This is a genomic window from Pseudomonas canadensis (assembly GCF_030980095.1).
Lineage (GTDB): Bacteria > Pseudomonadota > Gammaproteobacteria > Pseudomonadales > Pseudomonadaceae > Aquipseudomonas > Aquipseudomonas canadensis.
In genome coordinates this window covers 4,435,477-4,448,461 of record NZ_CP133298.1, presented here as the reverse complement: position 1 = coordinate 4,448,461, position 12,985 = coordinate 4,435,477, and the positions used below count along the sequence as shown (strand labels likewise).

Below are 12,985 nucleotides of genomic sequence, written 5' to 3'. Positions count from 1 at the left end.
AGCCGGCTCCTACAGGTGATTTGTGTTGCTGGGGGTATTGCCTGTGAGCCGTCGCCGTCGCGAGCCCGAAGAACACGTCAACCACGAACGGTGGCTGGTGTCCTACGCGGACTTCATCACTTTGCTGTTCGCGTTTTTCGTGGTGATGTACTCGATCTCGTCGATTAACGAAGGCAAGTACAAAGTTATTTCCCAGGCGCTGATTGGCGTGTTCAACGACGCCGACCGCGCCCTCAAGCCGATCCCGATCGGTGAAGAGCGGCCCAAGACCGTGACCCCGGCCAAGCCGCTGGTCAACGACAGCGATGAAACCGCTGCCGGCGTGGGTGGCACCAGCGATCCACTGAAAAGCATCGCCGATGACATCAGCGCAGCGTTTGGCGACCTGATCAGCTCCAACCAGATGACCGTGCGCGGCAACGAGTTGTGGGTGGAAATCGAGCTTAATTCCAGCCTGTTGTTTGCCAGCGCCGACGCGTTGCCGAGCGACCAGGCGTTTACCATCATCGACAAGGTGGCGGCGATTCTCAAGCCGTTTGAAAATCCGATCCATGTCGAAGGCTTCACCGACAATTTCCCGATCAGCACCGCGCAGTACCCGACCAACTGGGAGCTGTCCTCGGCCCGTGCGTCAAGCATCGTGCGCATGCTGGCGATGCAGGGCGTGAACCCTGGGCGCCTGGCCTCGGTGGGTTATGGTGAGTTCCAGCCGGTGGCCAATAACGCTACGGTAGAGGGCCGCGCGAAGAACCGCCGGGTGGTGTTGGTAGTGTCGCGCAACCTGGATGTGCGCCGCAGCCTGACCGGCACCGGTACCGCCAATGCAACACCGGATGCCGCCTTGAAGCGGGCTGGCACACAAACTGCACCGCCCCCTGTAAAACCGCCGGTTCGTCAGAGCGCCGTCAATTCTCCGTCGCCGGCTCAATAACCTTATGCAATGTCTCGGTCGCGCCTGTGCCTGCCGGGAGGAACCAACCGAATGAGAGTCTGGGCAGTTGCCAATCAAAAAGGTGGGGTCGGCAAGACCACCACGTCCATCGCCTTAGCCGGCTTGCTGGCCGAGGCGGGCAAGCGCGTGGTCGTGGTGGACCTGGACCCTCACGGCTCCATGACCAGCTATTTCGGCTATGACCCGGATGCGCTGGAACACAGCAACTACGACCTGTTCCTGCACAAGGGCAGCGTGCCGGCCGATCTGCCGGGGCAACTGCTGCTGCCCACCAGCAACGAAAGTATTTCCCTGCTGCCGTCCAGCACCGCCCTGGCCACCCTTGAGCGCCAGTCGCCGGGGCAGAGCGGGTTGGGCCTGGTGATCGCCAAGACCCTGGCGCAACTCTGGCAGGATTTCGACTACGCAATCATCGACAGCCCGCCGTTGCTCGGCGTGTTGATGGTCAACGCGTTGGCGGCGAGCCAGCAACTGGTGATTCCGGTGCAGACCGAGCACTTGGCCGTCAAAGGCCTGGAGCGCATGGTCAGCACCCTGGCGATGATCAACCGTTCGCGCAAACAAGCGCTGCCGTTCAGCATCGTGCCGACCTTGTTCGACCGCCGCACCCAGGCGTCCCTCGGCACCCTGCGCGTGTTGCGCGATGCCTATCCGGACACCATTTGGAATGGCTACATTCCAGTGGACACGCGCCTGCGTGACGCCAGCCGCGCAGGTCTCGCGCCATCGCAGTTCGACGGTAAGAGCCGTGGCGTACTCGCCTACCGCGCGTTGCTCAAGCACCTGCTGTCGCAGCAGCTTGTGGCGCAGGTGGCGTGATGAACCGTCCTGTCGAACTCAAGACTCGGCCGCAACTGGCGCTGGAATCCTATCTGGATGCCCTGCTGCAGGATGCGACCGCCGAAGAACTGCCGGAACCGATCCTGGTGTTGGAACCGGCTGTTAAACCCGAAGCCGCGCTGGATGAATTCCAGTTGGCGGTGCTGGAAGAACAAGCCCGCGATGCGCAGGTCGTAGTGCCGATCACACCGATAGTGGTGGCGCCTGTAGTAGTTGCTCCTGTTGTGGTCGAGCCGGTGGTGCAAGTGCACCTGCCGCCGAGCATCACACCGCCGCCGGTGACCGGTGATGGCCGCCCGAGCTGGGCTGCCGAACCGTTCGAATGCCTGCTGTTCGACGTCGCCGGGTTGACCCTGGCGGTGCCGCTGGTGTGCCTGGGCTCGATCTATTCGCTGGAGGGCCAGGAGCTGACGCCGTTGTTCGGGCAACCGGAGTGGTTCCTCGGCATTCTGCCCAGCCAGGCCGGCAACCTCAAAGTCCTGGATACCGCGCGCTGGGTCATGCCCGACCGCTACCGCGACGACTTCCGTCAGGGCCTGCAATACGTGATCTCGGTGCAGGGCTACGAGTGGGGGCTGGCGGTGCATCAAGTCAGCCGCTCGTTGCGCCTGGACCCGAACGAAATCAAATGGCGCAGCCACCGGGGCCAACGGCCTTGGCTGGCGGGCACCGTGATCGAACACATGTGCGCGTTGCTCGACGTCGCCGAACTGGCTGAGTTGATCGCCAGCGGTGCCGTCAAATCGATGCCACTGAACAAACACAGTTGATTGAACAATAAGGGCCGCATGCGAATGCGGTCAGCGAAGCACACACGCCGTACTCAACGGCATTTGAAGGGGTCAGGGGTATGAACAAGTCAGCGTCCGCACAAGGTTTGGATGATCCGATCCTGCAATGGGTTACCTTCAAACTGGACAACGAGTCCTATGGCATTAACGTGATGCGCGTGCAGGAAGTGCTGCGCTACACCGAGATCGCCCCGGTGCCGGGTGCGCCGAGCTACGTGCTGGGTATCATCAACCTGCGCGGCAACGTGGTGACAGTGATCGACACCCGCCAGCGTTTCGGCCTGGTGCCGACTGAAGTCAACGACAACACGCGTATCGTCATCATCGAGGCCGACAAGCAAGTGGTCGGGATCATGGTCGACAGCGTGGCCGAAGTGGTTTACCTGCGCCAGTCGGAAGTGGAAACTGCGCCGAACGTGGGTAACGAGGAGTCCGCCAAGTTTATCCAGGGCGTGTGCAACAAGAACGGCGAGCTGCTGATTCTGGTTGAGCTGGACAAGATGATGAGCGAAGAAGAATGGTCGGAACTGGAGAGCATCTGATTGTTCCTTGAGGCCGCGGTGATTGTCCTGGCCTTGTTGTGGGCCGGGACTTTGGCATTTCTGTTGCGCTATGTGCGTCAGCAGCGTGAACTGTTGTTGCAGCAGGCTGAGCGTGATGCTCTGCGTGATCGACGGGTGCTGGAGTTGGTGAAGCGGGTTGATCACTTTCAGCAGAGTGCGGTGAAAGTCGGGGACGAGGTGCATGAGTTGCGCGCGATTCTTGCGCCGTTGCCTGACAAACTGGCGCAGATTGAACAGCGGGATCCTTCGAGTCTTTCGTTTGCACAGGCTGCTAAGCTGGTGGGGATGGGGGCTACGGTGGATGAGCTTACTCAGTCGTGTGGGTTGACTCAGGCTGAGGCGCAACTGATGAGTAAGTTGCATAAGAGTTGATTGAGTACATATCCGTTGCTGCGGTAACGGCTGCTTATGGTTCCGCTCTTACAGCGGGTCACTTTTTGAAAAGCGCAAAAAGTAACCAAAAACGCTTCGCCCCAACACTCGGCACCTAGCCTAGGCTCGGTGTGCCCTCACTCCGGCTTTGGAGCGTGGGCCGCCGCGATGGGCCATCCTTGGCCCAGCGCTGCTAACCCGGCGTCCTGCCGGGTTACCCACGCTCCAAAGCCTGCGTTCGGCCAGCGTGTTTGACGGGGCGCCTCAGATCAAGATCAAGAGCGACTCGCTTCGCATCGTGGATACGCGTTCCCTTGTAGGAGCCGGGGGGACGCCTAGTTCTTGCCGGCGAAAAACGTGAGACCGCCGCGTTCATCCAGACACCCCACGTCATCGTTAACGACCATCGCCGGCAAGCCAGCTCCTACAGTGGACTGCCTTTGCCTTTGCTTCACACCACTCAAGCCGGCTGTCAGGCCGCTGTGCTCTTGCTTTTGATCTTGATCTTAGGCGCCCCGTCAAACACGCTGGCCGGAATTCGACAGGGATTCGGGGGGTAAACCGGCAGGGATGCCGGTTTAGCCGCCCCGCGCCATGGATGGCGCGTGGCGGCGGCCCCCCGAATCACTGTCGGATTACGGGCATACCGAGCCTAGGCGAGGTACCGAGTGTTGGGGCAAGAGCCTTTTGGTTACTTTTGGGCTCTTTTCAAAAGTGACCCGCCGTAAGGGCGGAACCAATACCCGCCGTTACCCAAAAAACGGATATGTACTCAATCATCCAATTTTTTTCCCATCCAATGGCTTTTTTCTCCCCGCCCAAGGTCCACATCCTCCAAGCACCCTTGAATCAGGAGATTCCCGCAATGACCACCCCCAAAGCCCTGTTGATCCTCCACGGCAAGCAAGCCCTCAACGAGGACGTCCGCACCGCCGTGCAGGCACGGCGCGAGCAGGGCGGCGAGTTGGCAGTGCGGGTCACCTGGGAAGGCGGCGACGCCCAGCGGCTGGTCAACGAAGCCCTCACTGACGGCTACACCCATATCATCGCCGGTGGCGGCGACGGCACCCTGCGCGATGTGGCCGAAGCCATGGCCCAGGCCAAGACCGACGCCAGCCTGGTGCTGATGCCCCTGGGCACCGCGAACGATTTCGCCAAGGCCGCTGGCGTGCCACTGGAGCCCGCCCAGGCCCTGGCGCTGCTGGACGTGCCGCCAAGGGCGATCGACCTCGGCCAAGTCGGCGGGCAGATCTTCCTCAACATGGCCACCGGCGGCTTCGGCAGCCAAGTCACCGCCAACACTTCCGAGGACTTGAAGAAAGTCCTGGGCGGCGCCGCCTACTTGTTCACGGGTTTGACGCGGTTCAGCGAGTTAAAGGCCGCCTACGCCGAGCTGGATGGCCCGGATTTCCATTGGAAAGGCGAGTTGCTCGCCCTGGGCATCGGCAACGGTCGCCAGGCAGGCGGTGGGCATGAACTGTGCCCAGGCGCCATGGCCGATGACGGCCTGCTGGATGTCAGCATCTTGCCCGCCCCTCAGGAGGTGGTCGGCACCTTGCGTGAGTTGATGAGCAATGGCTGGGGCCTGGACACCATGTTTGTGCGGGCGCGCCTGCCATGGGTGAATATCAAGGTCGCACAAGGCCTGTATATCAACCTGGATGGCGAACCTCTGGAGGGCGATGACCTGCATTTCGAGGCCCTGCCCAAGGCCCTGCGCGTGCACCTGCCGGTGGATTCGCCGTTAGTCGTCCAGGCTGATGATCTGCTCGCGCACCGCAAATAACACCAGGCCCGCCACGTCGAAAATCTGCAAACGCTTCATGATCTGCGAGCGGTGCGCTTCCACGGTCTTGATGCTCAGGCCCAGGCCGTGGGCGATTTCCCGGGTGGACTTGCCGCGCACAATCAACCGCAGAATCTCCAACTGCCGCGCGGTAAGGTTATGGCTATGGCCGGCCGGGGTGGTGGGGCCCTGGCTGCGCACCAGCGCCTGGTTGATCACCGTGTGGGCAATCGCCGGGCTCAGGTAGCGCTCGTTGTTGCGCAGGGCCAGCAATGCGTGTTCCAGCTCGTTGGCGGTGGTGTCCTTGAGCAGGTAGCCGTGGGCGCCGGATTCCAGCGCGCACATGATCAGTTCCGGGTCGGTGTGCATCGACAGGATCAGCACGCGGCTCTTGGGGTAGGCGCGCTTGAGTTGCTGCAGGGCATCCAGCCCGCCGGTGTGCTTCATCGACAGGTCCAACAGCACGATATCGGGCAGCAGGGCGCTGAACTGCTCCAGCAACTGTATGCCATCGCTGGCCTCACCGACCACCGTGTAGCCGGGAATGTCTTGGACCAGCGCGCGTACGCCGGCCCGGATCAGAGCATGGTCATCCACCAGGAGTAATGTGCAGGTCACTCGATAACCTTAGGGGAACTGGCCCGTTCGAGGGCGCGGGGCGCCCAGGGGAAAAGCGCGTCGATCCGTGTCCCTTTGCCTGGCTGGCTCTTGACGGATAACGAACCGCCAAGCTGATCAATCCGCTCGGACATGCCGGCCATGCCTCGTTGGCCTTCCAGGCCCGGGTTGATGGCCGGCGAAAAACCCTGGCCGTCATCGCAGATACTCAGCGACAGGCCCTCGGGCAGGCGTTGCAGGCGTACCAGCAGATTGCGCGCCTGGGCGTGGCGTAGCATGTTGGTCACCGCTTCCTGGGTGATGCGAAAGGCCGCCACGGCCATTTCTTCGGGGATGCCGGTCAACCGCTGCTGGCATTCCAGGCTCCAGTGAATTGGGGTGTTTTCCAGGGTCTTGAGCAGGTGCGCGCGCAGGCTGGCTTCCAAACCCAGGCTGGCCAGCTGGCGAGGGTTGAGGATGGCGGAGACGTCACGCACCTTGGCCAGGGTTTCATTCAGGGTGTTGCACAGTACTGTGCATTGGCTTTGCAGGTCTTCGGGCAGGCGGCGCTTGAGCCATTCGCTTTGCAGCTTGGCGGCGGTGAGCAGTTGGCCAATATCGTCATGCAATTCGCGGCTGAGGCGGTGGCGTTCGTTTTCCTGCACTTGCAGCAGGCGATCGGCCAGTTCCTGGGGCTGGAACTTGATGGATTTACGCGAGTGCCACTGTTGCAGGCCGACCACCACCAGCGTGGCCAGGTTAAGTACCACCAGCAGCGGCAAGGCGGCGGAGAAACTGTAGGCCCACAGGCTCAGCAGCAGCGAGCCAAGGCACAGGGCGAGGATCAGACGGCGTGCATTGCTGCGGGACGCGTACCTTGCGATGAGTGTCTTGAGGTTGGCGTACATAGCGGATGGAGCCAATGAAGGTTCGCTGCGGGAAGTCCGGTCGCGGCGGCTGACAGGACTCTGTTTGGAATGCGTTATCGAATCGTTTTTATGCATGATGAAGTTGAGTCACTTCGAGTCGGGCATAGTACCACCACTGTTACCGTTGGTCGCCTAGTGCCGTGCCTGGCAAGGGGTATTAACTGCGCAAATGCTCCGGGCGGTATTCCCAGAGTTCATGGAGTGGGGGGTTATATTATTTTTGTTTGGTTGTATCGTTATTGCGGTTAATGGCTAATTGATATCTTTGTCGGCTCAGTTCAACTCGGTTGGATTAACAGCTTATGTCGTTTTCAGACAACTTCAGGTTTAAATACGACCTGCGATCGACTCAGGACGCGTGATGCATGCGTTGCTGTGGTTTAACACTGAAATCCTTTTGTGGAATATGCAGCGTTACCGTAGCAATCAGCGTGGTCTGCTCCGCTTCATCCAGTGCCAACTGACCTGTCTTTACATCAATCAATTCCAACTGCCAGGCCAGCAACTTGAGGCACTCCTCCAGGGCGTCCAAGGCTTGATCATGCAATTGCAGGGGGCTTTCGGCATTGGCGATCAGGTACTGGATATGCCGTGAAAATTCGCTGATCGCTTGCAGGGCAAGGCAGTCGGCCTTTTCAGCGAGCTTGATCAGGCTGATCTTCATGCAGTCGATGGCGTCACTGTCGTTTCGGATCAAGTGCAGGTGGCTCAGGCACTCTTCCGACTTGACCAGCAGCTTTTCAGCTTCATGCAGGAATTCGGGAAGAGCAAGTTGCCACTCCTTACCGTCGTTCATCATGCAAGTCTCCACAACATAAGGTCGGGTGATGAGATGTCGCACCGGGTGAATGGCTTAAAAGTAGCGATCAAATATGACTGGAATCTGTAGGTTGCTTCCGAGTTTTTAGTAGGGCGTTTATTAGAGTGACGGCGACGGCTCTGCGCGGCCCTCGTAGGCGGGGTCAATTGCGCACCTTCAATTGCCGACATCTGGATGTCTGGAAGGGCCGTGGGCCGAGGGCTTGGGATGGCAAACAAAAGCCTGACTCCATTCATGCATTGAGAATGGCGTCACATTAATGGCTATTAGATATTGCGAATATCAGGTTGGGCCTGATTGTGCATAGGGGAATCCCTTACGTAGCGGAACCTTGCATCGAATTGAATGTCGTGCAACGTCGCTGTACCGCTCTTTGGAGAGGCCAGCGCAGTAAACCATGATGTCAGTGTGACATCAATGAATTTACGTGGCATTTTACAAGGGTCAAGGTCTGGCGCTTGCCGCCGATAACAAGCCTTAAGTGAGCAGCACAATCCCTTTGCGCATCAGGAGCTTTTAATGGCTGGCATTCTCGACACGGTAGATCAACGCACGCAGCTGGTGGGTGAGAATCGCCTGGAGATCCTCATGTTCCGCCTGTTCGGGCGTCAGCTGTTCGCGATCAACGTGTTCAAGGTGCAGGAAGTCCTGCAACTGCCCAAGCTGACCTTGATGCCGCAGCGCCATCCTTTCGTCTGCGGCGTGGTCAACCTGCGGGGCCAGACTCTGCCGGTGATCGACCTGTCGCAGGCCATCGGCATGCGCCCGTTGGTGCCGGGCCCTAACAGCACCATTATCGTCACCGAGTACAACCGCTCGGTGCAGGCGTTCCTGGTGGGCGGTGTGGACCGCATCGTCAACATGAACTGGGAAGCTATCCTGCCGCCGCCGACCAGCGCCGGCCGCCAGCATTACCTCACGGCCATCAGCAAGGTCGACGACCAGTTGGTGGAAATCATCGACGTGGAAAAAGTCCTGGCCGAGATCGTCCCGTATAACGCCAAGGTCTCCCGTGAAAAACTCGAAGACCCGGTGCTGGAGCGCGCCCGTGGCCGTGAGGTGCTGCTGGTGGACGACTCCAATGTGGCCCTCTCGCAACTGCGCGACACCCTCGGCCAACTGGGCGTGAAGATGCACATCGCCAGTGACGGCCTCAAGGCGCTGAACATGCTCAAGGCCTGGGCTGACGCCGGCCATGTAATGACCGATAAGCTGCTGATGATCTTCACCGACGCCGAAATGCCCGAGATGGACGGTTACCGCCTCACCACCGAAATCCGCAACGACCCGCGCCTGCGTGGCCTGTATGTAGTGCTGCACACCTCGTTGTCCGGCAGCTTCAACGACTCGATGGTGAAGAAGGTCGGCTGTGACAACTTCCTGTCCAAATTCCAGCCCGACAAGCTGGTCGATGTGGTGCGTCAGCGTCTGATGCTGGACGAAGCGCCCGCTTGACCTTAGGGTGACGGCTTTGCCCCTCAGGAATGCAGGCCCATGCTTCGTCTCAGTGCGTTGTACCGTTACCCCTTGAAGTCCGGCAAGGCCGAAATCCTGCAGCAGGTCGGCCTGGATAAGCTCGGGGTGGACGGGGACCGACGCTGGATGCTGGTGGATGAAGCCAGCGGGCGTTTCCTCACGCAGCGTGCCGTGGCCAAGATGAGTCAGTTGTCGGCGCTGTGGAACAGCAGCGGCGGCCTCACATTGAGTTCTCCGGGCTACGCCGCGCTGGACGTGGCGCTGCCGGGTAGCGACGCCGAATTGCGGGGTGTGACGATCTGGCGTGACACTCTGCGCGTACCGGACGCGGGCGACGCGGCGGCCGCTTGGGTCAGCGACTTCATCGGCAAACCGACGCGCCTGGTGCAAATCCCCGTTGAACGCGCCCGCACCACCCAGGCCGGTTACGGCAAGGACGACGATCAGGTCGCGTTTGCCGACGGTTATCCGCTGCTGGTGATCGGCCAGGCGTCGCTGGACGATCTTTCCCAACGCATCGGCCGCCCCATGGACATGCTGCGCTTTCGTCCCAACCTCGTCATCGAGGGCAGCGCAGCCTTCGCCGAAGACGGCTGGAAACGCCTGCGCATCGGCGACGTGGAGTTCCGTGCGGTCAAGCCGTGCTCGCGCTGCATCCTCACCACCATCGACCCGCAAACCGGCGAGCGCAGCGCCGACCGCGAACCCTTCGCCACGCTGGAGGCTTACCGCAAGACCGAAGACGGTGCGATTTTCGGCCAGAACCTGGTCAACGATGGCATTGGGCGGTTGGAAGTCGGGATGCCGGTGACGATCCTGGAGTAGTTTTCCTCACGCATAAAAAATGCCCGTCGCTTGTGAGACGGGCATTTTTTTGCTTCCGGGAAAGCCTTAGCCGCGGTATTCGCACAGGTAAGCAGTGTCCACGGCGACTTTCAGCTGGAACTTGCTGTTGGCCGGCACGTTGAACTGGCTGCCAGCGGCGAAGGTTTCCCACTCGCTGGCATCCGGCAGTTTGACGGTCAGCGCGCCGGACACCACGTGCATGATTTCACGTTGGGCGGTGCCGAATTCGTATTCGCCGGGGGCCATGACGCCGATGGTCGCCGGACCTTCTGCGGTGCCGAAAGCGATCGACTTGACGGTGCCGTCGAAGTACTCGTTGACTTTAAACATGGGCGATTCCTCGGAAAAGGGTCTGGAAAGGTCGGCCAGTATGCCCAAGGGCAGAGGAGCTGCCTAGACCGGCAAAATCAGCGGCAGCAGGCGCGCCGTATTGCGTGCATCCTCCAGCGCCCGATGTTGCTGGCCATGAAACTGCATCCCCGCCAATTGCAGGGCGCCATTGAGCCCCAGGGGCTTGTCCAGGCGGCGGGCCTTGGCGAAGCGTTGCTTGAGGTTCACATGGGGCGTGGTGGCGAGTGCGCTGGCCAGGCCATGGCGTTGCCATTCCAGTTCCAGTTGCTTGCGATCGTAATCGCCCCAGCTGGCCCAGCCTTCCAGGCGCGGCTGATGCTGGCCCAGCCAGCGCTCGAACAGCGGCCACACCTCGGTAATCGGCGCCGCGTTATCGATATTGGCCTGGGTGATGTGGGTCAGTTGGCGGCAAAAGGGCGTCAGCAATGGCCGGCGCAGCGGCCGCACAAAGCGCTGGAAGTGGTCCAGCTCGCGGCCCTGACGGTTGACCAGGCTCGCGCCGATCTCGATGACTTCCATCTCCGTCACGGGCCAGCCGCCTTCATCCGTTGTGGCTTCAAGGTCAATAATCAGCCAATGAGGCATCGTGCAGGTTCCCGTACTCTTCCCTTTCTGTTGGGGATAGAGCGTAGCCCGGCCCTGTAGTTCCGCCTAGGGGCTAGACGATCTCCAGCAGAACCTGACGATTGCGCACCTGATCACCGGCAATCACTTGCACGCCCTTGATCACGCCGTCGATACCGGCCGTCAGCGGATGCTCCATTTTCATGGCTTCGAGTACCAGCAGCAATTGGCCTTTGGTCACGCTGTCGCCGACGCTGACCCGCACATCGACGATTGCACCGTCCATCGGCGCCTTGACCGTGCCGCTGCTGGCGTCGGCCTGGCGGCTGGCGACTTGCTGGGTGCGGTTGATCACCTTGAGGCCGGGCAGCCACAACTGATTGGCGTCGAGGTGATAGGCCATGCGGCGCCGGATGCCGTTGAATACCAGGGTGACGTGGCGATCGTCGGTAGTGAGTTGCAGTGGCTCAGCACTGACGGTATGGATGTTCCCGTTGACCTCCAGGCGATAGGTGCAAGGCGCGCTGGCGTTGTTGCGCCATCCCGCCAGGCCTTGGGGGTGCTGGTTGGCACTGTGCTGGTAAAACAGCGCGGCGGCCAGGGCCAGCTGTTCTGTTGATGGCTTCAGGGGCGGGATTTCGCGGAAGTGCTCAGCGATAAACCCGGTACTGAAATCGCCGCCGACAAAGTCCGGATGCTTGAGCAAATCCACCAGCAGCAGCTGGTTGGTCGCGACCCCCAGCAGCACCGTGTCTTCCACTGCCCGGAGCAATTTGCGTCGCGCCTCTTCGCGGGTGGCGCCATGGGCGATGATCTTGCCCAGCATCGGGTCGTAGAACGGGCTGATGCGTTGGCCTTCCATCACGCCATGGTCGATACGCACGCCAGTGGCTGGGTCCCAGCGCAACACATCGCCGGTTTGCGGCAGGAAGCCTTGGGTCGGGTCTTCCGCGTACAAGCGCACTTCCATGGCGTGGCCGCTGAGGGTGACGTCGGCCTGCGTCAACGGCAGCGGTTGGCCGGCGGCGATCTGCAGTTGCCAGTCCACCAGGTCGAGGCCGGTGATCAGTTCGGTCACCGGGTGTTCCACTTGCAGGCGCGTGTTCATTTCCAGGAAGTAGAACCGACCGTGGCGGTCGAGCAGGAACTCCACGGTGCCGGCGCCGACGTAGTTCACCGCACGTCCGGCCTTCAAAGCAGCTTCGCCCATGGCTTGGCGCAGCTCGGGCGTCATGACAGGGCAGGGGGCTTCTTCGATGACTTTCTGGTGGCGGCGCTGGATCGAGCAGTCGCGCTCACCGAGGTAAATGAGGTGGCCGTGGCTGTCGCCGAACAGCTGGATTTCGACGTGGCGCGGGTCGATCAGAGCGTGTTCGAGGATCAGTTCGTCGCTGCCGAAGGCGTTTTTGGCTTCCGAGCGGGCGGTGTGCAGGTTGTCCAGCAGGTCTTTCGATTGGTGTACGAGGCGCATGCCGCGACCGCCGCCGCCGGCGCTGGCCTTGATCATCAGGGGGTAGCCGATGCGGTCGGCTTCCTGTTGCAGGGTGGTGTCGTCCTGGGCGCTGCCTTGGTAGCCGGCGATGCAGGGGACGCCGGCTTCGAGCATGGCGAGTTTGGACAGGCGTTTGCTGCCCATCAGTTCGATGGCTTCAACGCTGGGGCCGATGAAGGTGAGGCCGGCGTGTTGGCAGGCGCGGGCGAAGTCGGGGTTTTCGGAGAGGAAGCCGTAGCCGGGGTGGATGGCGTCGGCGCCTGTTTTGCGCGCTGCCTCCAGAATCGCTGCGATATTGAGATAGGACTGTTGGACAGGGGCCGGACCGATGTGCACGGCTTCGTCAGCCATCTGCACATGCAGAGCTTGGGCGTCGGCGTCGCTGTAGATGGCCACGGTGCGATAGCCCAAGGCCTGGGCGGTGCGCTGGAGGCGACAGGCGATTTCGCCGCGGTTGGCGATCAGGATTTTTGTTAGCTGCGGCATTGCTGCGGTCCTCGGGTACATATCCATTTCTGCGGTAACGGCTGCTGGCGGTTCCGCTCTTACAGCGGGTTACCCACGGATTCAAGCCTGCGTTCGGCCAGCGTGTTTGACGGGGCGCCC

14 protein-coding genes are annotated in these 12,985 nt (G+C 61.1%); 8 read left to right on the top strand and 6 right to left on the bottom strand.

Features of this window, described 5'->3' with window-relative positions:
* The first annotated feature begins 43 nt into the window (after positions 1-43).
* From motD to yegS, 6 genes are all read left to right on the top strand, one after another.
* Positions 44-931 (top strand): flagellar motor protein MotD, encoded by an 888-nt coding sequence (gene motD / locus RB216_RS20520; RefSeq protein ID WP_028617311.1) that lies wholly within the window; start codon positions 44-46, stop codon positions 929-931.
* Between the two features lie 51 nt (positions 932-982).
* The gene (locus tag RB216_RS20515; protein WP_028617310.1) at positions 983-1,771 is read left to right on the top strand and encodes a ParA family protein; all 789 of its coding nucleotides are present in this window, start codon (positions 983-985) and stop codon (positions 1,769-1,771) included.
* Positions 1,771-2,562 carry a CheW domain-containing protein gene (locus RB216_RS20510; RefSeq protein WP_122685399.1) on the top strand — a complete coding sequence of 264 codons (792 nt, stop codon included), beginning with the start codon at positions 1,771-1,773 and terminating at the stop codon, positions 2,560-2,562. Before RB216_RS20515 ends, RB216_RS20510 begins: the two co-directional genes overlap by 1 nt.
* A gap of 80 nt (positions 2,563-2,642) precedes the next feature.
* A complete protein-coding gene (locus tag RB216_RS20505; RefSeq protein WP_010564003.1) occupies positions 2,643-3,125 on the top strand; it encodes a chemotaxis protein CheW in 483 nt (160 codons plus the stop codon).
* Positions 3,126-3,518, top strand: a complete 393-nt coding sequence (locus tag RB216_RS20500; RefSeq protein WP_028617308.1) for a DUF2802 domain-containing protein — start codon at positions 3,126-3,128, stop codon at positions 3,516-3,518.
* 865 nt (positions 3,519-4,383) lie between these two features.
* A complete protein-coding gene (gene yegS / locus RB216_RS20495; RefSeq protein ID WP_236321611.1) occupies positions 4,384-5,304 on the top strand; it encodes a lipid kinase YegS in 921 nt (306 codons plus the stop codon).
* On the opposite strand, the gene RB216_RS20490 is transcribed toward yegS, so the two are convergent.
* The 3 genes from RB216_RS20490 to RB216_RS20480 form a co-directional block, all read right to left on the bottom strand.
* Positions 5,263-5,922 (bottom strand): response regulator transcription factor, encoded by a 660-nt coding sequence (locus RB216_RS20490; protein ID WP_028617306.1) that lies wholly within the window; start codon positions 5,920-5,922, stop codon positions 5,263-5,265. The genes yegS and RB216_RS20490 overlap by 42 nt on opposite strands.
* Positions 5,919-6,809 carry a sensor histidine kinase gene (locus RB216_RS20485; RefSeq protein ID WP_308908893.1) on the bottom strand — a complete coding sequence of 297 codons (891 nt, stop codon included), beginning with the start codon at positions 6,807-6,809 and terminating at the stop codon, positions 5,919-5,921. The genes RB216_RS20490 and RB216_RS20485 overlap by 4 nt, the downstream gene beginning before the upstream one ends.
* 370 nt (positions 6,810-7,179) lie before the next feature.
* The gene (locus RB216_RS20480) at positions 7,180-7,629 is read right to left on the bottom strand and encodes a hypothetical protein (RefSeq protein ID WP_028617304.1); all 450 of its coding nucleotides are present in this window, start codon (positions 7,627-7,629) and stop codon (positions 7,180-7,182) included.
* A gap of 540 nt (positions 7,630-8,169) precedes the next feature.
* Here RB216_RS20480 and RB216_RS20475 point away from each other — a divergent pair.
* A complete protein-coding gene (locus RB216_RS20475; RefSeq protein ID WP_028617303.1) occupies positions 8,170-9,105 on the top strand; it encodes a chemotaxis protein CheV in 936 nt (311 codons plus the stop codon).
* A 39-nt stretch (positions 9,106-9,144) separates the two neighbouring features.
* Positions 9,145-9,951: an MOSC domain-containing protein gene (locus RB216_RS20470; RefSeq protein ID WP_028617302.1), complete on the top strand. Its 807-nt coding sequence runs from the start codon at positions 9,145-9,147 to the stop codon at positions 9,949-9,951.
* Positions 9,952-10,017: 66 nt separating this feature from the next.
* Here RB216_RS20470 and ppnP read toward each other — a convergent pair whose 3' ends face one another.
* From ppnP to RB216_RS20455, 3 genes are all read right to left on the bottom strand, one after another.
* Entirely contained in the window at positions 10,018-10,302 is a 285-nt protein-coding gene (gene ppnP, locus RB216_RS20465) for a pyrimidine/purine nucleoside phosphorylase (protein WP_010208796.1), read from the bottom strand.
* Positions 10,303-10,365: 63 nt separating this feature from the next.
* Positions 10,366-10,908 (bottom strand): 3'-5' exonuclease, encoded by a 543-nt coding sequence (locus RB216_RS20460; RefSeq protein WP_236318607.1) that lies wholly within the window; start codon positions 10,906-10,908, stop codon positions 10,366-10,368.
* Between the two features lie 73 nt (positions 10,909-10,981).
* Positions 10,982-12,865 carry an acetyl/propionyl/methylcrotonyl-CoA carboxylase subunit alpha gene (locus tag RB216_RS20455; protein WP_308907811.1) on the bottom strand — a complete coding sequence of 628 codons (1,884 nt, stop codon included), beginning with the start codon at positions 12,863-12,865 and terminating at the stop codon, positions 10,982-10,984.
* Positions 12,866-12,985: the final 120 nt, after the last annotated feature.